18 protein-coding genes are annotated in these 21,156 nt (G+C 60.5%); 10 read left to right on the top strand and 8 right to left on the bottom strand.

Annotated features, from left to right (window positions below; all coding sequences use genetic code 11):
- Positions 1–4: 4 nt before the first annotated feature.
- Both fos and PG879_RS00085 read right to left on the bottom strand, forming a co-directional pair.
- Positions 5–406, bottom strand: coding sequence for a fosfomycin resistance glutathione transferase (gene fos / locus PG879_RS00090; protein WP_039040005.1), 402 nt, complete (start codon positions 404–406; stop codon positions 5–7).
- Positions 407–435: 29 nt separating this feature from the next.
- Complete coding sequence (locus tag PG879_RS00085; RefSeq protein WP_210600339.1) at positions 436–603, bottom strand: hypothetical protein; 168 nt, start codon at positions 601–603, stop codon at positions 436–438.
- A gap of 56 nt (positions 604–659) precedes the next feature.
- On the opposite strand from PG879_RS00085, the gene PG879_RS00080 reads away from it, so the two are divergent.
- The 4 genes from PG879_RS00080 to gshA are packed head-to-tail and all read left to right on the top strand — an operon-like array spanning position 660 to position 6,561.
- Positions 660–1,634 carry an NADP-dependent oxidoreductase gene (locus PG879_RS00080; RefSeq protein ID WP_210600322.1) on the top strand — a complete coding sequence of 325 codons (975 nt, stop codon included), beginning with the start codon at positions 660–662 and terminating at the stop codon, positions 1,632–1,634.
- On the top strand, positions 1,631–2,068 hold the full coding sequence (locus PG879_RS00075; protein WP_029313803.1) for a YqaA family protein: 438 nt from the start codon (positions 1,631–1,633) through the stop codon (positions 2,066–2,068). Before PG879_RS00080 ends, PG879_RS00075 begins: the two co-directional genes overlap by 4 nt.
- Before the next feature lie 25 nt (positions 2,069–2,093).
- Positions 2,094–4,907 carry a M16 family metallopeptidase gene (locus PG879_RS00070; RefSeq protein WP_270829586.1) on the top strand — a complete coding sequence of 938 codons (2,814 nt, stop codon included), beginning with the start codon at positions 2,094–2,096 and terminating at the stop codon, positions 4,905–4,907.
- Between the two features lie 58 nt (positions 4,908–4,965).
- Positions 4,966–6,561 carry a glutamate--cysteine ligase gene (gshA, locus tag PG879_RS00065; RefSeq protein WP_270829585.1) on the top strand — a complete coding sequence of 532 codons (1,596 nt, stop codon included), beginning with the start codon at positions 4,966–4,968 and terminating at the stop codon, positions 6,559–6,561.
- A gap of 114 nt (positions 6,562–6,675) precedes the next feature.
- On the opposite strand, the gene PG879_RS00060 is transcribed toward gshA, so the two are convergent.
- Positions 6,676–7,995: an anaerobic C4-dicarboxylate transporter gene (locus PG879_RS00060; protein ID WP_010673132.1), complete on the bottom strand. Its 1,320-nt coding sequence runs from the start codon at positions 7,993–7,995 to the stop codon at positions 6,676–6,678.
- Positions 7,996–8,125: 130 nt separating this feature from the next.
- On the bottom strand, positions 8,126–9,568 hold the full coding sequence (gene aspA, locus PG879_RS00055; RefSeq protein WP_010673133.1) for an aspartate ammonia-lyase: 1,443 nt from the start codon (positions 9,566–9,568) through the stop codon (positions 8,126–8,128).
- 449 nt (positions 9,569–10,017) lie between these two features.
- On the opposite strand from aspA, the gene PG879_RS00050 reads away from it, so the two are divergent.
- Positions 10,018–10,497, top strand: a complete 480-nt coding sequence (locus PG879_RS00050) for an FxsA family protein (RefSeq protein WP_210600327.1) — start codon at positions 10,018–10,020, stop codon at positions 10,495–10,497.
- 22 nt (positions 10,498–10,519) lie between these two features.
- Here the strand turns inward: PG879_RS00050 and PG879_RS00045 are convergent, their stop codons facing one another.
- Positions 10,520–11,854, bottom strand: a complete 1,335-nt coding sequence (locus PG879_RS00045; protein WP_246875524.1) for an MATE family efflux transporter — start codon at positions 11,852–11,854, stop codon at positions 10,520–10,522.
- Positions 11,855–12,096: 242 nt separating this feature from the next.
- Between PG879_RS00045 and PG879_RS00040 the strand changes: the two genes are divergently transcribed.
- The 5 genes from PG879_RS00040 to PG879_RS00020 all read left to right on the top strand — a co-directional run bounded on the left by PG879_RS00040 (position 12,097) and on the right by PG879_RS00020 (position 16,864).
- Complete coding sequence (locus tag PG879_RS00040; protein WP_005309514.1) at positions 12,097–12,390, top strand: co-chaperone GroES; 294 nt, start codon at positions 12,097–12,099, stop codon at positions 12,388–12,390.
- A gap of 43 nt (positions 12,391–12,433) precedes the next feature.
- Positions 12,434–14,068 (top strand): chaperonin GroEL, encoded by a 1,635-nt coding sequence (groL, locus tag PG879_RS00035; RefSeq protein WP_010673136.1) that lies wholly within the window; start codon positions 12,434–12,436, stop codon positions 14,066–14,068.
- A gap of 94 nt (positions 14,069–14,162) precedes the next feature.
- The gene (locus tag PG879_RS00030) at positions 14,163–14,660 is read left to right on the top strand and encodes a molybdopterin-binding oxidoreductase (protein ID WP_210600329.1); all 498 of its coding nucleotides are present in this window, start codon (positions 14,163–14,165) and stop codon (positions 14,658–14,660) included.
- 25 nt (positions 14,661–14,685) lie between these two features.
- Complete coding sequence (locus PG879_RS00025; protein WP_210600331.1) at positions 14,686–16,617, top strand: putative bifunctional diguanylate cyclase/phosphodiesterase; 1,932 nt, start codon at positions 14,686–14,688, stop codon at positions 16,615–16,617.
- Positions 16,618–16,675: 58 nt separating this feature from the next.
- Positions 16,676–16,864, top strand: a complete 189-nt coding sequence (locus PG879_RS00020; protein WP_010673139.1) for a hypothetical protein — start codon at positions 16,676–16,678, stop codon at positions 16,862–16,864.
- A gap of 64 nt (positions 16,865–16,928) precedes the next feature.
- Here PG879_RS00020 and rluA read toward each other — a convergent pair whose 3' ends face one another.
- From rluA to PG879_RS00005, 3 genes are all read right to left on the bottom strand, one after another.
- Positions 16,929–17,585, bottom strand: coding sequence for a bifunctional tRNA pseudouridine(32) synthase/23S rRNA pseudouridine(746) synthase RluA (rluA, locus tag PG879_RS00015; RefSeq protein WP_048209170.1), 657 nt, complete (start codon positions 17,583–17,585; stop codon positions 16,929–16,931).
- A 222-nt stretch (positions 17,586–17,807) separates the two neighbouring features.
- Complete coding sequence (gene rapA, locus PG879_RS00010; protein ID WP_210600333.1) at positions 17,808–20,675, bottom strand: RNA polymerase-associated protein RapA; 2,868 nt, start codon at positions 20,673–20,675, stop codon at positions 17,808–17,810.
- 48 nt (positions 20,676–20,723) lie between these two features.
- Positions 20,724–21,104 carry a hypothetical protein gene (locus PG879_RS00005; RefSeq protein WP_210600335.1) on the bottom strand — a complete coding sequence of 127 codons (381 nt, stop codon included), beginning with the start codon at positions 21,102–21,104 and terminating at the stop codon, positions 20,724–20,726.
- Positions 21,105–21,156 lie beyond the last annotated feature (52 nt).

The raw sequence follows: 21,156 nt of genomic DNA, 5'->3' as shown, positions 1-21,156 counted from the left end.
CGGCTCAGTCGAACCAGATAAGACCCTCATAGGGTTGCTGTCTGAGGGAGGCGAGCCGGCTATCCAGGTTGCCTGCATGGATTTCCAGCCGGTGCCCGTCGGGATCCAGCAGATAGAGTGAATCCCCTTCGCTGCTGTTCTTCTTCCACTCCACGACGCCCGCCGCGCGCAGACGGGCGCAGAAGGCTGGAAACTGTTCAGGCGAGATGCCAAACGCGACATGGCTGTAATCTCTGGCCGGTTGGGGAGGATCGCAGGAGAGACAGAGCCAGAGATCGCCGAGGGTGAGATAGGCTCCCCGTGCCCATCTCACCCTGGGGCGACATCCCAGCAAGTCGACATAAAAGGCAACGCTGCTGTCGAGATCGCCGGTTGCCAGCGTGAGATGGTTCAGTCCATGCAGCATCTTCTCTTGTTCCCCCTTGTCCCCGAACCCTAGTGAGTGAGCACCATCATCAGGCTGAGGAAGGCGGCAAGCCCGCCGCCGATGCCGATGATCCAGTAAAAGCCCTTGGCCCCCTGTTTGAGCGGGATGCGGAAGTAGAGCAGAAACGCCCACCACACCAGGGCCAGCAACAGAGGAATAAGAAACATTCGAGCCATGGTGTCCTCGCTGTTATTCTGTTGACCCTTGATCAATCAACAGGATGGATTGTGCAATGACGCAGCTACAGATTACCGCATTCGGCGACCCCTCGGTACTCAGGCTCAACCCTTCCCTGGACAAGGTGCCCGCGGAGGGAGAGGTCCGGGTGCGCATCTGCTTTGCGGGGGTCAACCCCATCGATGCCAAGACCCGGGCCGGTCTCGGCTGGGCGGCCGCCCAGAACAAGGACAACCTGCCCTGGACGCCGGGCTATGACGTCTCCGGTGTGGTGGAAAAGGTGGGGCCCGGCGTGGCCTCCCTGGCCGAGGGGGATCAGGTGTGCGGCATGGTGGGTTTCCCCCTCGCCGCCGGTGCATATGCCGAATCCGTGGTGGCCCGCGAGGAGGAGCTGGTCAAGCTCGATGGGGTGAGCCTCAGGCAGGGAGCGGCCCTGCCGCTGGCGGGACTCACCGCCTGGCAGGGGCTGCTGGAGCACGGTGGCTTGCAGTCGGGGCAACGGGTACTGATCCTGGCCGGTGCCGGTGGCGTCGGCCATCTGGCGGTGCAGTTTGCCGCCGCCTATGGTGCCCACGTGGTTGCCACGGCAAGCGGCGACAATCACAGCTTCCTTCATAGTCTCGGGGCGAGCCGGATGGTGGATTACCACCAGGCCGGGTGGTGCACCGAGGCGATCACCGATGGTCCGTTCGATCTGGTGCTGGATCTGGTGGGGGGCGAGAGCGGCAAGGCGGCGCTGGCCTGCGTCAAGCCGGGCGGCCGTCTGGTGACGGTACCCACCATCACGGCCCAGCAGATCAAGGACGCGGGGGCCGAGCTCGGTGTCGAAGTTGTCGGCATGCTGGTCCATCCCGATCGAACGCAGCTGACCCAGATGCTGACGCTGCTTCGCCAGGGGGAAGTGAAGATCACCGTCTCTGGTGAATACACGCTGGCAGAAGGGGCGCTGGCCCATCAGGCCATCGAGCAGGGCCATGTGCGCGGCAAGCTGTTGCTGCGCATGTCCGCCGCAGACGGCCAGCCCGGATGATAGACTTCACCGGGATGGGGCTGGGAGGGTTGTTTCTGAGCGCCTTCACCTCCGCCACCCTGTTGCCCGGCAGCTCGGAAGTGCTGCTGGGCGCCATGGCGGTCAAGGGGGAGTGGAGCATGACCAGCCTGCTTTTCTGGGCGACGCTGGGCAATACCCTGGGTTCCATGACCACCTGGTGGCTCGGCTGGCTCGCCACCCACAAGAAAAAACCGGAAGATTTTCAAGGCCGTGGGGAACAAAAAGCCCTTGGTTGGCTCAAACGTCATGGCCACTGGTGTCTACTGCTTGCCTGGACGCCTGTGGTCGGCGATGGTCTCTGTCTGCTGGCTGGTTGGCTGCGCCTCTCCTTCTGGCGCTCCCTCATCTTGATCGGGCTCGGCAAATTGCTTCGTTATGCCCTGGTGTTTCTGCTGGCCAGTCAGATCTTCTAGCCCTTTTGTCACTCACGAGGTACCCGTGAACAAACTCATTCCATTAAGCATGCTGCTGGGCTTCTCCCTTCCCGTGCTGGCGGCCCCGACCCTGGTGTCCGAGCAGGTCAAGCAGGAGGGCAAGCTCGGCATTCCCTATCAGATGTACAAGCTGGACAACGGTTTGACCGTGATCCTGGCCCCCGACCACTCCGATCCCCTGGTGCATCTGGACGTCACCTATCACGTCGGCTCCTCCCGGGAAACCGTGGGCAAGTCGGGCTTTGCCCACTTCTTCGAGCACATGATGTTCCAGGGCTCCAAGCACGTTGGTGATCAGGAACACATGCGGATCATCAACGAGGCGGGCGGTGACATGAACGGCACCACCAACAAGGACCGCACCAACTACTACGAAACCGTGCCGGCCAACCAGCTGGAGAAGGTGCTCTGGCTGGAGGCGGATCGCATGGGCTTCCTGCTCGATGCGGTGAGCCAGAAGAAGTTCGAGATCCAGCGCGCCACCGTCAAGAACGAACGGGCTCAGCGCATCGACAACCAGCCTTATGGCCTGGTGGGCGAGCGGGTGGGGGAGGCACTCTATCCGCGCACCCACCCCTACTCCTGGCAACCCATCGGTTATGTGGAGGATCTCGACCGGGTCGACGTCAACGACCTCAAGCAGTTCTTCCTGCGCTGGTACGGCCCCAACAATGCGACCCTGACCCTGGGCGGCGACTTTGATACCAAGCAGGCGCTGGCCTGGATTGAGCAGTACTTCGGTTCCATCCCGCGCGGTCCGGACGTGGCCGAACCGACGCCTCAGCCTGCCACCCTGCCGGCAACCCGCTACGTGACGCTGGAAGACAAGGTGCATCTACCGCTCCTGTATATCAGCTACCCGACCGTCTCCCTGGGTGACCCGCAGGAGCCGGCGCTGGACATCTTTGCCGATGTGCTGGGGGGCTCTGCCAGCTCCATGCTCTACCAGTCCCTGGTGAAAACCGGCAAGGCCATCGAGGCGGGTGCCTCCCACTCCTGCGAAGAGCTGGCCTGTACCCTGACGGTCTATGCCTACCCCAATCCGGCGGCGGATGGCAGCCTCAAGACCCTCAAGGGCGAGGTGGACAAGGTGATCGGCGAGTTCGCCCAGCGCGGCATCAAGCCCGCGGATCTGGAGAAGGCCATCAGCAGCTATCGCGCGTCCGCCATCTGGGGACTCGACAGTATCGAGGGCAAGGTAAGCCAGCTTGCCATGGGGCAGGTGCTGGCCCGGGATCCCGACTATGTGTTCAAGAATCTGGATGCCATCGCCCGGGTCAAGGGGTCTGACGTCAAGGCTGCCTACGACAAGTTCATCCAGAACAAGCCTGCCGTGGTGCTGAGCGTGGTGCCCAAGGGCAAGAGCGACTGGCAGGCCGCCAAGCCCAATTTCACTCCCGCCAAGCGGGAGCTGCCGGATTACAGCAAGCATGACAAGGTGCTGGCCGAGCGGCCGGTGAAAGATGACTTCGATCGCAGCGTGCAGCCCAAGGCGGCCGATGCGGTGAGCGTCAAGGTGCCCGCCATCTGGCGTGGCAAGCTCGACAAGGGGATCGAGATCATCGGCACCCACAGCGACGAGATCCCGGCCGTCTCCATCATGATCGCCCTGCCGGGTGGCATCCGGGCCGAAGGCAAGGGAGAGCTGGGGCTGGCCAGCCTCACCGCCGCCATGCTGGAGCAGGGGACGACGCGCCTCTCCGAGGCCGAGCTGAGCGACGAGCTGCAAAAACTCGGCGCCAGCATCAGCGTCTCCAGCGCCCAGTACAACAACCTCATCACCATCAGCAGTCTGGCGGACAAGCTGCCTGAAACCCTGGCGCTGGTGCGGGAAGTGCTGCTGCAACCCGGCCTGCGGGAAGCGGACTTCGAGCGGCTCAAGACCCAGATGCTGCAAGGCATGAAACAGAGCGAGCAGCAACCCGAGTGGCTGGCGGGTCAGGCGTTCCGCGAACTGGTCTATGGCAAGCAGAACCGCCTCGGCCAACCCTCTGACGGGGTGCTGGCGGACGTGGAGAAGCTGACACTGGCGGATGTGAAGCGCTTCTATGAGGCCTATTACAATCCGACCAATGCCAAGGTGGTGGTGACAGGTGATGTGACTGCCCAGCAGGTGGAATCCGGTCTCGCCTTCCTGACCCAGTGGCAGGGGGCCGCCCCGACCCTGGGGGATCTCAAGCCCAGGGGAGAGCAGGCCAAGCCAGGCATCTATCTGGTGGACAAGCCGGGGGCACCCCAGTCGGTGATCCGCATCGGCCGCCGGGCCATGGCGTTCGACACCACGGGTGACTACTTCATCGCGAACCTGATGAACTTCAACCTGGGCGGCAACTTCAACAGCCGCATCAACCTGAACCTGCGGGAAGACAAGGGCTACACCTATGGTGCCAGCTCGGGCTTCCAGGCCAACCGCGAGGCGGGTATCTTCGCGACCGGCGCCAACGTGCGCACCGATGCGACCGTGGATGCCATCCGCCAGTTCCTCAAGGAGATGGACGGCTACCGCAAGAGCGGGCCGACTCCGGTGGAGCTGGCCTACATGCGCAGCGCCGTCTCCCAGCAGGATGCGCTCTCCTACGAGACCCTGGGGCAGAAGGCTGGCTTCCTGCTGCAGATGATCATGTACGACCTGAAGCCGGACTATGTGCAGGCCCAGAACAACCTGATCAAAACGGTGTCACCCGAGACGCTGAAGGCCAGTGCAGCCCGCTGGCTGGATCCGGCCGAGATGGTGATTGTGGTGGTGGGAGACAAGCAAAAGCTTGAAAAACCCCTGAGCGAGCTTCATCTTCCCATCTATCCACTGCAACTGCCCTGAGGGGCGTCGCAACAATAAGTGCCGCCCCGGGTGGGGCGGCCACACATGAGCCGTGAATATGACTACTACTAGCTTGTCGCTCACCGAGTTGCTGGCTGCGCTGGGCACCCCGGAACGGGTGACCGCCCTCAAGGGGATCCGGCGCGGGATCGAGCGCGAATGTCTGCGCATCACCCCCGAAGGGACCCTGGCCCAGACCGATCACCCCAGAAGCCTGGGGTCGGCCCTGACCCATGCCAACATCACCACCGACTACTCCGAGAGCCTGCTGGAGTTCATCACGCCGGCCACCGACTCCATCGAGAGCCTGATCGAGCAGCTCGGCGACATTCACCGCCACACCATTCATCATCTGGGAGAGGAGCGGATCTGGCCCCTCTCCATGCCCTGCTTCGTCGGTGACGAGGAGAGCATCCGCCTGGCCCAGTACGGCAGCTCCAACATCGGGCGGATGAAGACCCTCTATCGCCAGGGGCTGAAGAACCGCTACGGCAGCCTGATGCAGGTGATCGCCGGGGTGCACTTCAACTTCTCCATGCCGGACAGCTTCTGGTGCGAGTGGCAGGATCTGGTGGGAGAGGGCTGCTGCAGCCAGCGCTTCATCTCCGACAAGTACATGGGGCTTATTCGCAACGTCTACCGCTTCGGCTGGCTGGTGCCCTATCTGTTCGGCGCGTCTCCTGCCATCTGCGACTCCTTCCTCAAGGGGCGCAAGAGCAGCCTGCCGTTCCAGAAGACCGGCAAGGGCACTCTTTACCTGCCCTATGCCACGGCTCTGCGCCTGTCCGATCTCGGTTACACCAACAGCGCCCAGGCGGGGCTCAAGATCAGTCATGACAGCCTGCCCGCCTATGTGAGCAGCCTGCGCCGGGCCATCAATACCCATGATCCCGACTTCGCCAGGATAGGGGTCAAGGTGAACGGCGAGTACCGCCAGCTCAACGACAACGTGCTGCAGCTGGAGAACGAGCTCTACGCGCCGATCCGCCCCAAGCGTACCCCCCGCAGCGGCGAGAAGCCCTCGGATGCGCTGGAGCAGCGCGGCATCGAATACATCGAGCTGCGCACGGTGGACGTCAATCCTTTCACCCCGTTCGGTATCGAGGTGGATCAGATCCGCTTCTTCGATCTCTTCCTGGTCTGGTGCCTGTTGCGCCCGTCCCCCGTGCTCTCGGATGACGAGGTTGCCCGCAACCGCCGCAACCAGAACAAGGTGGTGCTGGAGGGGCGTCGCCCCGGCCTGACGCTTGAAGATGAGCAGGGCAATGCCATCGGCCTCAAGGAGTACGGCCTCAAGCTGTTCGACGAGCTGGCCGAGGTCGCAGCGCTGCTGGATCGCTGCTGCGGTCGCAACCGCTATCGCGAGACGCTGGCGATGCACAGTGAGAAGTTGCTCGACCCCGAGCAGACCTACTCCGCCCGCCTGCTCAAGCAGTTGCTTTCAAGCGGCCAGGACAACGGCTGCTTCGGCGATGCGCTGGCGAGCCGCTACCGGGAAGAGATGCTGGCCGGCGAGCTGCAATACTGGGACGAGGCCTACTTTGCCGGCGAGGCGCGGGACTCCCTGGCCAAGCAGCGGGAGCGGGAACGCAGTGACAGTCTGTCGTTCGACGACTTCCTGGCTGACTATTTCGGTACCCGTCAGCCCGGCTGATGCATGCCTCAGTGACGAGAGCCGCCCACCCGGGCGGCTTTTTTATGGACTGTCTGTGGCGAGCGGACACAAAAAATGGCCCCGAAGGGCCGTTTTGCATGGGGCGGTTTCCCGTCAGAGGATGAGGCCCCCGAAGAAGAAGCCCAGGGCCACTGCCATGGCGATGGTGGCCACACCCGGGATGAAGAAGGGGTGGTTGAACACGGCCTTGCCGATGCGGGTGGAGCCGGTGTCGTCCATCTCGACCGCGGCCAGCAGGGTCGGGTAGGTCGGCAGCACGAACAGGGCGCTCACGGCGGCGAAGGAGGCGATGGCCGCCAGCGGGCTGACACCCAGTGCCAGGGCGGCAGGCATCAGGGCCTTGGTGGTGGCACCTTGCGAGTAGAGCAGCATGGAGGAGAAGAACAGCACCACGGCCAGCAGCCAGCTGTATTGGCTCAGCAGATCGCCGGCGAACGCCTGGATCTCGACCATGTTGCCCTTCACGAAGACGTTGCCCAGCCAGGCCACGCCCAGCACGCAGATACAGGCGGACATACCGGACTTGAAGGTCGGCATGTTGGTGATCTGGGCCGCGTCCAGTTTGCAGAACAGTACCATCAGGGTGGCGGCGGAGAGCATGATGCCCATGATGGCGCCATCGCGGGGGATCGGCGGATTGCTGATGAGGCCGACATTGCCGGAGATGGCGGTGGCATAGGCCATCACGGCCACGATGGAGGCGACGAAGATGCCGACGGAGAGCTTGGCATAAGGCTTGATCTCAACCTGGCTGGTACCGCGCAGCTTGATGAGTCCCTTGGCTTTGCGCTCCAGATAGACTTCGTCCTGATCCAGCGGCTTGCCCAGCAGGTTGGCGATGAAGGCCCCCAGCAGACAGGCGATGAAGCTGGACGGGATGCAGATGGCCAGCAGGGTCAGGTAGTCGACGCCAAGCGGCTCCAGCATGCCGGAGAAGGCGACCACGGCCGCCGAGATGGGGGAGGCGGTGATGGCAATCTGGGAGGCAACGACCGCGATGGAGAGCGGACGGGACGGGCGAATGCCCTGCTCCTTGGCCACTTCGGCGATCACCGGCAGGGTGGAGAAGGCGGTGTGACCGGTACCGGCCAGCATGGTCATCAGGTAGGTGACGACCGGGGCGGCGAAGGTGATGTGCTTGGGATTCTTGCGCAGGGCTTTTTCGGCCAGGTGCACCAGATAATCCATCCCGCCGGCCAGCTGCATACAGGCGATGGCGCAGATGACGGACGCGATGATCATGATCACGTCCCACGGGAGATAGGTCACCAGCTGATCGCTCGGGATGGGCATGCCCAGCCCCCAGGTCAGTACCAGTACCCCAAGACCACCGGCAAAGCCGATACCTATGCTGCCTATCCGGGCCCCCAGATAGATAGCGGCGAGCACGACAAGTAACTCGATTCCAATCATAGCGAACACTCCATTTTCCAGTTTTTTTAGGTTTTATTAGGCTGAAAAGCCAATTCCCGATGGGGCTGTGGGGAGACCGCTCGGGAATTGACTTTAAATGGGCCGGGATAACCCCGGCCCATCTGCTCGCTTATACGGTGGCTTCGCGGGTGTAACGCTTGGCTTTGTATTGCGGGTTCATCAGGTTCTCGATGGAGAGGATCTCGTCCAGCTGTTCGGCGGTCAGCAGGCCGCGTTCCAGCACGACTTCGCGGACGTTCTTGCCGGTCTGGGCACAGATCTTGCCGACGATGTCGCCTTCATGGTGACCGATGAAGGGGTTCAGGTAGGTCACGATGCCGATGGAGTTCAGCACGTGGTTCATGCAGATGTCCGGGTTGGCGGTGATGCCTTCCACGCACTTCTCGCGCAGGGAGATGCAGGCTTTTTCCATCAGGCTCAGGGATTCGAACATGGCCTGACCGATCACCGGCTCCATGACGTTCAGCTGCAGCTGACCGGCCTCGGCGGCGAAGGTGATGGTGACGTCGTTGCCGAATACCTTGAAGCAGGACTGGTTGACCACTTCCGGAATGACCGGGTTGACCTTGGCCGGCATGATGGAGGAGCCAGCCTGCATTTCCGGCAAGTTGATCTCTTTGAGCGCAGTGCGCGGGCCGGAGGAGAGAAGACGCAGGTCATTACAGATCTTGGAGAGCTTCATGGCCAGGCGCTTGACCGCACCGTGCAGCATCACATAGGCGCCGCAGTCGGAGGTCGCTTCGATGAGGTCCTCTGCCGGCACGTAGGCACGACCGGTGATCTCGGCCAGACGCTTGATAGCAAGACCGGAGTACTCGGGCGGAGTGTTCAGACCGGTACCGATGGCGGTGGCGCCCAGGTTCACTTCCAGCAGCAGCTCCTGGCAACGCTTGATGGATTTGATCTCTTCACGCAGGGTGACGGCGAAGGCGTGGAACTCCTGACCCAGGGTCATGGGCACGGCGTCCTGCAACTGGGTACGGCCCATTTTCAGGATATGTTTGAATTCCTTGGCTTTGACATCGAAGGCGGCGATGAGGGCTTCCAGAGCGTGCAGGGTGGTGTCGGTGCTGTTGACCACGGCCACGCGGAAACCGGTGGGGTAGGCATCGTTGGTGGACTGGCACTTGTTGACGTGATCGTTGGGGTTGATGACGTCGTAGCGACCCTTTTCAAGTCCCATCAGCTCGAGGGCGATGTTGGCCAGCACTTCGTTGGTGTTCATGTTGACGGAGGTACCGGCGCCGCCCTGATAGACATCGACCGGGAACTGATCGAAGCACTTGCCGGTGTTCAGCATCAGGTCGCAGGCTTCGACAATCTTGTCTGCGATCTCGGGACGGATGGTGCCCAGCTCACCGTTGGCCAGTGCAGCCGCCTTCTTGGTCAGGACCATGCCACGAACAAACTCGGGAACGTCAGAAATCTTCTGAGTGCTGATCTTGAAGTTTTCAACAGCGCGCAGGGTGTGCACGCCGTAGTAGAGGTCGTTGGAAACTTCTTTGGTGCCCAGCAGGTCTTCTTCAATGCGGACGTTCTTGATGTCGCTCATTGTTATGCCTCAGAAATCAAATAAATGGAAACGATCCTCACCGAGTGGTCGCGATTTCCCTACGCACATTTCATCCTGAAGCACCACACATCGGGTGGGGCAGTTGGGAGCCAGTTGCTCCCTGTGCAATGACTGGTGTTGATGTTACCCCAATTGAGGTATCCGGTATTAGACCTGGATCACTAAATTTGAGGCAACCTCAAATTTCTTGTGGTCATTAAACAGATATTGCAATCGGGCGATTAACTTTGACAGAACAACCACCTCAATCCCAGTTGGGCGGACAAATATTTATCCGTATTCCGGGGCCTGCGGCAGGAGAGGCTTGAAAAATGATCAACCAGCCCCATGTTAATGTCAGAAGACCTGAACCCGGCGCGTCAGCATCAGCGATGTGCGGCTGCCGACCGGACACCCCGGGTCCATTCATTCATCGCTCCGAGGTTGCTATGGGCAAGTTGTTACTGTTGTTGGTCGGGCTAGTATTGCTGGAGTTCACCGTCATGATCAAGGTGGGCTCCGTGATCGGGGCCTTGCCGACCGTTGGCTTGTTGGTGCTGACCGCCGTGCTGGGATCGTCGCTGGTGCGCAGCGAGGGGATCAAGACCCTGCTCACTGCCCAGCAGAAGATGCAGCTGGGGGAGATGCTCGGCCGCGAGGTGATGGGTGGCATGATGCTGGCGTTGGCGGGCTTGCTGCTGATTATCCCGGGATTTGTGAGCGATATTGTCGGCATCCTGCTGCTGCAGCCCTGGCTGCGCAACATGCTGGCCGACAAGCTGATTGGCAGCAATCAGTTCAGGATGCAGATGGGGGGCTTCCAGGCTCGCCAGCAGCCGTTTGAACCGGGCCCCGGCGATGACAGGCCCGGACAATCCCCGCGAGGGGGTGGCAACACCATCGAAGGGGAGTTCGAACGCAAAGAGTAATCGCGAGCCTCGGGCTGTGCCGTCAGGATCTCCCCTGATGGCACAGCCGCTCGAATCTGTGGCAGGCATACCCCCATGCCAGCAATCCGGCGGCCAGGTTCGCCAGCAGCATCCCCAGATAGATCCCCTGTTCTCCCCCCAGTTTTGCCCCCAGCCAGGCCCCCGGCAGCAAGAAGACAAACAGTCTGATGCCGTTTATCAGCAGTGACACCGCCGATGCCCTGACGCCGTTGAGCGCCGATGCCAGCAGCATCACCATGCCCTGAAAGCCGTAGCCGATGGGGACCAGATGCAGATAGAGCACGATGAGTCGCACCACTTGCGGATGATCGCTGAACAGATCGGCGATGAAGGGGGCGAGAAGCCAGGTCAGCACGTAGACCCCAAGCTGGAATATCAGGGCAAAGCGCATGCAGAGCAGCAGGGCGGCCTTGGCTCGGGCCGGATTCCCGGCGCCGCAGTTCTGCGAGATGAAGGGGGCCAGCACGGAGGAGAGCGCCATCATCACGATGAGCAGCAAGGCCTCGACCCGGGATGCCGCGCCGTAGGCGGCGACCACCTCGGTTCCCAGCCCGGCGAAAATGATCATCAACACGGCGTTGGCCAGTGGGTTGAGCATGTTGGTAAACGATGCGGGCACCGCCACATGGAGCAGGGCGCGCCAGTGGGCCAGCAACTGCGGGCGCGGGGAGAGGCGCCAGTGCAGCAGGCCCTCGCGGTGGCGCAATATATAGAGGCTGACCAGCATGGCCATCAGCCAGGAGAGGGAAGTGGCGATGGCGGCTCCCCGAATGCCCCACTCGGGGAAGGGGCCCGGCCCGAAGATGAGCAGAGGATCCAGCACGCCGTTGACCAGACCGGCGACCCCCATCACCAGACTGGGGGTCTTGGTATCCCCCGTCGTCCGGATGGCCGCATTGCCGACCATGGGCACGACCAGCATGGGGACGGTCAGATACCAGATGAGCATGTAATCGTGGATGAGGGAGATGAGCTCGGGGCTGGCCCCCAGCAGGGTGAACAGAGGGGTAATGGTCATTGCCCCCAGTCCGGCAAGCAGACTCACCAGGATGACGGCGAGGAACAGGCAGTCTGTGGTGATGCGGGCAGCCTCGTCATGGCGACCCTGCCCCAGGGCATGACCGAGCAGGGCGCACAGGCCCGCTCCCAGCCCCATGGTCAGGGAGGTGACGACAAAGGTGACCGGGAAGGTGAAGCTGATGGCGGCCAGCGCCTGGGTACCCAGCATGCCGATGAAGAAGGTATCGACCAGGTTGAAGGCCAGGATGGCGATGATGCCCAGGATCATGGGGCCCGTCATGCGCAGCAGCATGGGCGTCATGGGGGCGGTCAGCATGGGGTTGGGTCGGCTCAAGGCAGAGTCTCTAGGTGCTTTGGGCCTGAATGCTGGCCGTCTCCATCCGCCTTCCTGATTGGGGATGGGTGATCCATCGAAGGTGTTCATAGTACGTGAAAATATTTTTTTTGTATTTGCCCTTGAAGGGCTAGCCCTGTTGCCCCAGATCAGGGGCATGACAAATTTGGCCGATTGCGGCCATTCCTCAAGCAACACAGAGACTCATTTTGGGAGAGTTATCGATGAAAATTCGTCCACTGCACGACCGCGTCATCATCAAGCGCATCGAAGCTGAAGCCAAATCCGCTGGCGGCATCGTCTTGACTGGCACTGCGGCCCAGAAGTCCACCCGTGGTGAAGTTCTTGCCGTGGGGACTGGTCGAATTCTGGACAATGGGGATGTCAAAGCACTGGCCGTCAAGGTGGGTGACAAGGTGATCTTCAACGAAGGCTACGGCGTGAAGACCGAAAAGCTGGATGGCCAGGACGTACTGATCCTGTCCGAGACCGACATCCTGGCGATTGTCGAAGAGTAATCACCCTCCCTCTTTTCCCGAATTGATTTAAGGATTGAAGAACATGGCAGCTAAAGAAGTTAAGTTTGGCAACGAAGCTCGCATCAAAATGCTGGAAGGCGTCAACATCCTGGCCGATGCCGTCAAGGTGACCCTGGGCCCGAAAGGCCGCAACGTGGTGCTGGACAAGTCCTTCGGCGCCCCGACCATCACCAAGGATGGCGTCTCCGTTGCCCGTGAAATCGAACTGGAAGACAAGTTCCAGAACATGGGTGCCCAGATGGTCAAGGAAGTCGCTTCCAAGGCCAATGACGCCGCCGGTGACGGTACCACCACTGCCACCGTACTGGCTCAAGCCATCGTCAACGAAGGCCTGAAGGCCGTTGCTGCCGGCATGAACCCCATGGATCTGAAGCGTGGTATCGACAAGGCCGTTGTGGCTGCCGTTGCCGAGTTGCAAGCTCTGTCCACTCCCTGCGCCGACAACAATGCCATCGCCCAGGTAGGCACCATCTCCGCCAACTCCGACGAGAAGGTCGGCAAGCTGATTGCCGAAGCCATGGACAAGGTCGGCCGTGACGGCGTCATCACCGTGGAAGACGGTCAGGGCCTGGACGACGAGCTGGCGGTGGTAGAAGGCATGCAGTTCGACCGCGGCTACCTCTCCCCTTACTTCGTGAACAAGCCGGAAACCGGCTCCGTCGAGCTGGATGATCCCTTCATCCTGCTGGTGGACAAGAAAGTCTCCAACATCCGCGAAATGCTGCCGGTGCTGGAAGGTGTGGCCAAGGCGGGCAAACCGCTGATCATCGTGGCCGAAGACGTGGAAGGCGAAGCGCTGGCGACCCTGGTGGTCAACACCATGCGTGGCATCGTGAAAGTGGCCGCCGTCAAGGCGCCGGGCTTCGGTGATCGCCGCAAGGCCATGCTGCAGGATATCGCCATCCTGACCGGTGGTACCGTGATCTCCGAAGAAGTGGGCATGGAGCTGGAAAAAGCGACCCTGGAAGATCTGGGCCGTGCAAAGCGCATCGTCATCACCAAAGAGAACACCACCATCATCGATGGCGTGGGTGATGCTGCCCTGATCGAAAGCCGCGTGGCCCAGATCCGTCAGCAGATCGAAGAGACCTCTTCCGATTACGACCGTGAGAAGCTGCAAGAGCGCGTGGCCAAGCTGGCCGGCGGTGTTGCCGTGATCAAGGTGGGTGCTGCCACTGAAGTTGAAATGAAAGAGAAGAAAGCCCGTGTTGACGATGCCCTGCACGCCACTCGCGCAGCCGTGGAAGAAGGCGTGGTTGCCGGTGGTGGTGTAGCGCTGGTGCGCGTTGCTGCCAAGCTGGCCTCCCTGCGTGGTGACAACGAAGACCAGAACGTCGGCATCAAGGTTGCCCTGCGCGCCATGGAAGCCCCGCTGCGTCAAATCGTCATCAACGCCGGCGAAGAAGCCTCCGTCATCGCCAATGCCGTGAAGAACGGTGAAGGCAACTACGGTTACAACGCCTACACCGAACAGTACGGCGACATGCTGGCCATGGGTATCCTGGATCCGACCAAGGTAACTCGTTCTGCCCTGCAGTTCGCCTCGTCCGTCGCTGGCCTGATGATCACCACAGAGTGCATGATCTCCGAGCTGCCGAAGAAAGATGCACCTGCCATGCCTGATATGGGTGGCATGGGCGGTATGGGTATGATGTAATCCCGTCAAGTCATCAAACGGCTCGCTTTTGCGGGCCGTTTTTTTTAGTGCTACTAAGCTGAAGTTGTTGATAGTGAAATGATCTGAGGTGAACATGCGATACTTAGGGCTTCTCCCGTTACTCCTTTTCCTGGCCTTGCCGGGCATGGCGCAGGCGACACCGCAGGGGCCGGTCATTCTCAAGGTGACGGGGAATCTGGACCCTGCCGACCCGGCAGATGGAGAGGTGCTGTTCGATATGGCCATGATCCAGGCGCTGCCGCAGCATGAGGTGGTGACGAGCAATCCCTGGGTGGACAAACCGCACAAATACGTAGGGCCGAAACTGGCGGACGTGCTGACTGAGGTGAAGGCCAACGGCAAGAGCATCACGCTCACCGCCCTGAACAGTTTCCAGATCCGGATCAACTGGGATAAGGTCAAGCAATACGATCCTATTCTGGCCTGGCAGGATAACGGGATGACCATGCGGGTACGTGACAAGGGGCCGCTCTGGTTTATCCTGCCACTGGATCAGCATCCCGAACTCAGGCGTTCCGAGTTCACCGACATGATGATCTGGCAACTGAGTGCGATCGACATTCAGCAGTAAAAACGGTGGTTTACGGGAGTACTGGGTGAAAGCGAAGACCAGGGCCTGGCCCTTACTCGGCGTTCTTTATCTATCCATTCTGTTGTTCACGGGTAGCACCCTCTATTGCCTGGTGCAGATACAAAATGCGACCCGGGTGATGGAGAAGTACACCTATGACGTCTCCTGGGCATTGATGCAGTTGCAGCTCGAGCTGGGCCGCTTTCTCAATGCCGTCGAGATTTACCACTATGGCGGCATAGACCAGGAAACCCTGCTGCTCCGCTATGACATTCTCTGGAGTCGTACTCCCATCCTCCTGAGCGGCCAATTGAGAAAAAGCCTCGCGGACAATCCAAAGACGCTGCGGCTGGTGAAACTGACCGAAAGCAGTATCCGCAAGCTGGAGCCTGATTTGGTCAGGCTCAAACCGGGGACGCCGGATTACCAGCAAGTCATGATGACACTGGCGCCCTTGCAGGAACCCCTCTCTTACTCTCTTGCTTCCGTCATGCAGAACAACATCAACGTCTATACGGGTAACGACGCGCGTTTTGGCCAGTTGCGCAATGCCCTGCTGTTCATGGTGTCGGGGCTGGTGGTGTCCGTCATTCTGCTCAGCGGCCTGCTGGTGCGAGAAGCCAGGCGCCATTTCAGGACCGCTAGGATCGATCCCCTCACCGGGCTCGCCAACCGGCTGGCGCTGCTGGAAAAGATGGATGCCTATGTCACCCGTGACACCTCCTTCGGATTGGTGCTGGTCGATATCAACGACTTTCGCGATATCAACAGCAAGTTTGGCTACAACACAGGGGACCTTCTGCTGCAGGAGGTGGCAAAGCGGCTGCGCGCCCTGTGCGAAAACGGGGAGTGGGTGGCGCGTTTGGGGGGAGATCAGCTTGCCATGCTGCAACGGGAGGGGAGCGATCTTCGCCAGGTCAGGGAGCTCGTGGCCAGAGTACTCCACTCCATCAAGCAAGACATCATCATCGACAACTACCCTTTCCGGCTTGAGGTTGGTATCGGTATCGCCTTCTTCCCGACCGACAGCAAACAGACCCAGGAGTTGCTCAGCCGGGCGGAGCAGGCCCTCTCTCACAGCCGCAAGACCCATGTTCCCTATGTCATCTATGACAGTTCCCTGCTCAACGAGACGGCCAGGCGCAAGCATCTTGCTTCCGACATGGTGATGGCACTGGAGCACAATGCGCTCGAGCTCTATTACCAGCCCATCGTCAATCTGGAAAGTGGCCGCTGTGAAGCTGTGGAGGCGCTGCTGCGCTGGCGCCATCCCGAGCTTGGCTTTATCCCGCCCAACGAGGTGATCCAGGTCGCGGAAGAGTTCCAGCTGGCTGAGAAACTGGGTGGTTGGGTATTGAATACCGCATGTGAGCAACTGCATCAGTGGCAGCACCTGGGTTTGGTGGACTTGCAGATGTGCGTGAATATCTCCCCGGGCATGTACCAGCGCAACCTCTTGAAGCTGGTGGCCAGAGCGCTGATGGAGCACCATATCCCTGCGTCCAGCCTGGTGCTGGAGGTGACGGAAGACACCACCATGCGCGAGGTCAAGAACTCGCTGCAGTTGATGCAGGATCTCAGCCAGCAGGGTGTACATCTGGCCCTTGACGACTTCGGCACCGGCTACTCCTCCCTCAGCTATCTGCAGAAGCTGCCGGTGAGCAAGGTGAAGATAGACAGGTCCTTCATCCAGGGTATCGACACCTCCATCGAGGCGGCCGAACTGGTCGCCAACATCTGCCGTATGAGCTCCATGCTTGGCAAGAAACTGGTATGTGAAGGGATCGAGACCCAGGGGCAGCTCGATGTGCTGCGCTCATTGACCGACATACATCTGTATGGGCAGGGATATCTGTTCAGTCGCCCGGAGCATGCTGAAAAGGCCTATCAGACATTGCTGGAGATGGAAGAGCGTTGGTTGGCCCGGCGCTCGCCGGACAAGGCATATCTGCGTTGAACGATATGGCTCATGTCTCACCGGGCCCGGCCGATAGTCTCTTGGCAGGAGGTACACAATGGATATTTCTAGTTCTGCAAATGCGTCGTTCGGTTCTGCACTAATGGTGGCCAGCCTGGCCAAAAAGCAGCAGACCCAGGAAGGCGAATCCGCACTGAAACTGCTGGAAACAGCAGCGCAATCCGCTCCGGCAGCGCCGACATCGGCCAGTGCTTCCCTCGGAAGCAAGATCGATATCCGCGTCTGAGCGATAAAAAAGCCCCCATCTCTCGATGGGGGCTTTCTTTTTATTGGGCTGTTATCTGCCAGGCTCAGACCGGGAAAGGGGCCGGGGCCTCGAAGGTCATCCGCTCGCCGCTTCTGGGGTGGCTGATGGTCAGGCTGGCCGCATGCAGATAAAGGTGCGGTGCAGCCGCCAGCGCATCCGGGTTGGCGTAGAGGTTGTCACCGAGGATGGGGTGACCCAGCTCCAGCATGTGTACCCGCAACTGATGGGAGCGACCGGTAATCGGGGTCAGCTTGATCAGGCTGTTGCCGTTCTCCACCTTAAGTTTTTGCCACAGTGTCAGGGCATGACGCCCCTCCTCAAAATCCACCTTCTGCTTCGGCCGGTTGGGCCAGTCGACGCAGAGCGGCAGATCCACTTCGCCCGCATCCAGCTCCGGTTCACCCCACACCCAGGCGAGGTAGTGCTTCTCGGTCTCCCGCTCGCGGAATTGCCGGCTCAGCTCCCGGTGGGAGTTGGGGTTGAGCGGGATCACCAGCACGCCTGTGGTCGCCATGTCGAGGCGATGGGCGGCTGCCGCCTTGGGGTGCTGCTGCTTGACCCGATGGAGCACGCTGTCTTCATTCTCGGGGCCGCGCCCGGGGACGCTCAGCAGGCCAGTGGGCTTGTTGACCACCATGATGTCCTTGTCCTTGAACAGGATATCGAGCCAGGGTTCCAGGGGCGGGGAGTATACAAACATAGCGTCTCGCATCTTGGGTCAAAGCGGGGGCAAGCCCCCCATCAGTTATGGGTTACCACGATAAAAGTGCATGGCAGCCAACTCGCGTTGGGCCTGGCTATTATCAACCAGATGATGCCTGCACCGTTTTGTCAGTTATGGGTAACCACGATCAAAAGTGCATGGCATCCAGCCTGAGTTGGGTCTGGTCGTTAGCAACCAGATGATGCCTGCACCGTTTTATCAGTTATGGGTAACCACAATAAAGCGGATGGCATCCAGCTTGAGCTGGGTCTGGTCGATCAGGTGGTGCAATTCTGCCTGCAAATTGCGCAGATAATCCAGTTCGCTGTCGCGCACATTCGGGTTGACCGCCTTGAGTGCCTCCAGCCTGTCCAGATCCTGTTGCAGGGTCTGCGCCATCTGGGCACGGGCCTTGTCGACAATCCCGGCTTTCAGTTCGTTGGCAATGACCTCGCCCTTGCCAATCAGGCCGTGGATCACCGGCTGGGATGCGGTAACCAGCTTGCTACCAAGGTGGCGGTTGACCGGTGTCAGCTGGCGGTTGAAGGCATCGAATGCCACCTTCTCTCCCAGATTCTGGCCGTTCTTGTCCATCAGCAGACGGATCGGCGTCGGCGGCATGAAACGGTAGAGCTGTGGATGAGCTGCGGACTCGGCAACGAAGATCAGCTCAAGCAGGATGGAGCCGACCGGCAGCGCCTTGTTCTTGAGCAGTGCCACCGAGGTGGCACCGATCTCGGAACCCAGGATCAGGTCGATACCGCCGCGCATCATGGGGTGATCCCAGGAGAGCAGCGCCATGTCATCCCGCGACAGGGCGGTGTTGCGATCGAAGGTGATGGTCATGCCGTCTTGCGGCAGGCCCGGGAAGCTCGGCACCAGCATGTGATCCCCGGGAGTCAGCACCAGCGCATTTTCACCGCGATCATCCTGGTTGACGCCGATCTCGTCGAACATCTTGAGGGCGAAGGAGATCATGCCGGTGTCGTCATCTTCGGCGGCGAGCTTCTCGACCAGCTGCTGGGCGGTGGTGCCACCGCTGGAGTGGATTTCCAGCAGGCGATCGCGACCCTGTTCCAGCCTGGCCTTGAGCGGCTCGTGCAGTTCGCGGGTCTTGACCAGCAGGGCGTCGAGGGGGCCCTGCTCGCCGGTGTTGGCAGCCAGCAGCTCGAACAGCTCGTCACGTACCGCTTCGAACACTGGCCGGGCGGTCGGGCAGGTCTGCTCGAATGCATCCAGACCATCGTGATACCAGAGCTGCAGGGCGCGCTGGGCAGTCCCTTCCAGATAAGGGACGTGGATCTCGACGGTATTCTGCTGACCGATACGGTCCAGTCGGCCGATACGCTGTTCCAGCAGATCCGGGTTGAGTGGCAGATCGAACAGCACCAGATGGCTGGCAAACTGGAAGTTGCGACCTTCTGAGCCGATCTCGGAGCAGAGCAGCACCTGAGCTCCCCCCTCAGCTTGAGCGAAATAGGCGGAGGCCTTGTCCCGCTCGAGGATCGACATCCCTTCGTGGAATACGGCGCCACGGATCCCTTCACGGGTGCGCAGCGCCTCCTCCAGCGCGATGGCGGTGGCTGCTTCGGAGCAGATCACCAGCACCTTCTGCTGACGGGCTGAGAGCAGCAGTTCCAGCAACCATTCGACGCGCGGGTCGAACTGGGTCCAGGTAGCGTTGTCGCCTTCGAACTGCTGGAAGATCTTCTCGGGATAGAGGTAGCGCAGGGCACGGGTCTGCAGATCGCCGCCATTGCCACCCATCATGCCCATCACCTTGATGGCGGTCTTGTACTGCTCCGGCAGCGGCATGGGGTAGACGTTGAGGTGGCGCTCCGGGAAGCCCTGAATATTGGCGCGGCTGTTACGGAACAGCACCCGGCCGGTGCCATGCTGATCCAGCAGCTTGGCGACCGCCTGCTGGCGGGCGGCTGCATCGTTTAAGTCCAGCCCTTCCAGCTGGCTGGCGAGGATTTGCTTGGCGTCATTGCTCAGGGTCTCGCCATCCAGCAGCTCCTGGGCTGCGCTCGCGACCTGACCGTAGGCCTGCTCCTCGGCGAGGAAGGCGTCGTAGTCGTAGAAACGCTCCGGGTCGAGCAGGCGCAGACGAGCAAAGTGACTCTGGTGGCCCAGCTGATCAGGGGTCGCGGTCAGCAGCAGTACACCTGGTACCTGTTCGGCCAGCGCTTCCACCATTTCGTAGGGACGGCTGGGGGCTTCCTCACTCCATTCCAGATGGTGCGCTTCGTCGACGACCAGCAGATCCCACTCGGCTTCCAGCACCTGTTCGAAGCGACGACGCTTCTTGCGCAGGAAGTCGAGGCTGCAGATCACCAGCTGTTCGGTCTCGAAGGGGTTCTCCGCATCGGCGAACGCCTCGATGCAGCGCTCCTCGTCAAACAGGGAGAAGTGCAGGTTGAAACGGCGCAGCATCTCGACCAGCCACTGGTGCTGGAGCGTTTCGGGCAGCAGGATCAGCACCCGATGGGCGCGGCCGGAGAGCAGTTGCTGGTGAATGATCATGCCTGCTTCGATGGTCTTGCCCAGACCCACCTCGTCCGCCAGCAATACGCGCGGGGCGTAGCGGTGACCCACTTCATGGGCGATGTAGAGCTGATGCGGGATCAGACTGACTTTCCCGCCAGCCAGACCGCGAGTCGGGTTGCGGCGACGCTGGTGCTGGTTGACCAGCGCCTCGTAACGAAGGGTAAAGCGGGACATCCGGTCGATCTGGCCGGCGAACAGGCGATCCTGCGGCTTGTTGAACTTGATGAAGTTGTTGAGAAACACTTCCTTGAGGGCAACGGGCTCATCATTGTCGGTGCGCACACCCACATATATAAGCAGGCCGTCTTTCTCCTGCACTTCTTCGACCGTCATGGTCCAGTCTTCGTGACTGGCTATCTGATCGCCCACATTGAAGCTGACCCGGGTCACCGGCGCCTCTTCTTTGGCATACATGCGGTTTTCACCGGTAGCCGGAAACAACAGGGTAACCATGCGTCCTTCAACAGCAACGACAGTCCCCAACCCCAGATCCGTCTCTGTATCACTAATCCAACGCTGGCCAAGTGCAAAAGGCATTAAACTCTCCAAAGCCCAAGAGTGTGTGAATCGCAAAGGGGCGCTATGTTACCCGAAGGCGGAAAGCCGATCATCATGGTTGTGCAGCAGGGGAAAGCCAAATCGATACAAGCTTGATCTGCCAACCTGCCAACCTGCCAGCCTCAATACAGCATCCGGAATACCAATCTGCAGATCCTTTTCGTGCATTAATACATCACCGCGGTTGCTTTGTGAGCGGTTGAACGATGAAAGCCATCTTTTTGCAATTACCCCCTTGCCAGAACGAATTCGCTCCCTATAATGCGCCTCCATCGACAGGGCAAGCGGCAACGCAAACAAGCCTGTCGGTGCCTCGAAAAAGCCTCGTAAAATAAGGCTTGACTCGAGAAGGCGGCTGAGTAGAATGCCACTCCCGCAGCAGTCAAAAGCTGCGTCGCTCTTTAACAATTTGAATCAAGCAATCTGTGTGGGCACTCACAGCATCGAGCATCAAAAACAA

Origin of the sequence: Aeromonas sp. QDB63 (assembly GCF_027707425.1) — a bacterium.
Taxonomy (GTDB): Bacteria; Pseudomonadota; Gammaproteobacteria; order Enterobacterales; family Aeromonadaceae; genus Aeromonas; species Aeromonas caviae.
This window is presented reverse-complemented; position numbering and strand designations above follow the sequence as displayed.

Excerpts from the sequence above, each read along its gene's own strand:
- aspA (WP_010673133.1), bottom strand. The coding sequence starts at position 9,568 with ATGAGCGACATCAAGAACGTCCGCATTGAAGAAGACCTGCTGGGCACC.
- PG879_RS00030 (WP_210600329.1), top strand. The coding sequence starts at position 14,163 with ATGCGATACTTAGGGCTTCTCCCGTTACTCCTTTTCCTGGCCTTGCCG.
- PG879_RS00045 (WP_246875524.1), bottom strand. The coding sequence starts at position 11,854 with ATGCTGACCGCCCCCATGACGCCCATGCTGCTGCGCATGACGGGCCCC.
- PG879_RS00050 (WP_210600327.1), top strand. The coding sequence starts at position 10,018 with ATGGGCAAGTTGTTACTGTTGTTGGTCGGGCTAGTATTGCTGGAGTTC.
- PG879_RS00060 (WP_010673132.1), bottom strand. The coding sequence starts at position 7,995 with ATGATTGGAATCGAGTTACTTGTCGTGCTCGCCGCTATCTATCTGGGG.
- rluA (WP_048209170.1), bottom strand. The coding sequence starts at position 17,585 with ATGTTTGTATACTCCCCGCCCCTGGAACCCTGGCTCGATATCCTGTTC.
- PG879_RS00080 (WP_210600322.1), top strand. The coding sequence starts at position 660 with ATGACGCAGCTACAGATTACCGCATTCGGCGACCCCTCGGTACTCAGG.
- rapA (WP_210600333.1), bottom strand. The coding sequence starts at position 20,675 with ATGCCTTTTGCACTTGGCCAGCGTTGGATTAGTGATACAGAGACGGAT.
- PG879_RS00075 (WP_029313803.1), top strand. The coding sequence starts at position 1,631 with ATGATAGACTTCACCGGGATGGGGCTGGGAGGGTTGTTTCTGAGCGCC.
- PG879_RS00020 (WP_010673139.1), top strand. The coding sequence starts at position 16,676 with ATGGATATTTCTAGTTCTGCAAATGCGTCGTTCGGTTCTGCACTAATG.
- groL (WP_010673136.1), top strand. The coding sequence starts at position 12,434 with ATGGCAGCTAAAGAAGTTAAGTTTGGCAACGAAGCTCGCATCAAAATG.
- fos (WP_039040005.1), bottom strand. The coding sequence starts at position 406 with ATGCTGCATGGACTGAACCATCTCACGCTGGCAACCGGCGATCTCGAC.
- PG879_RS00040 (WP_005309514.1), top strand. The coding sequence starts at position 12,097 with ATGAAAATTCGTCCACTGCACGACCGCGTCATCATCAAGCGCATCGAA.
- gshA (WP_270829585.1), top strand. The coding sequence starts at position 4,966 with ATGACTACTACTAGCTTGTCGCTCACCGAGTTGCTGGCTGCGCTGGGC.
- PG879_RS00085 (WP_210600339.1), bottom strand. The coding sequence starts at position 603 with ATGGCTCGAATGTTTCTTATTCCTCTGTTGCTGGCCCTGGTGTGGTGG.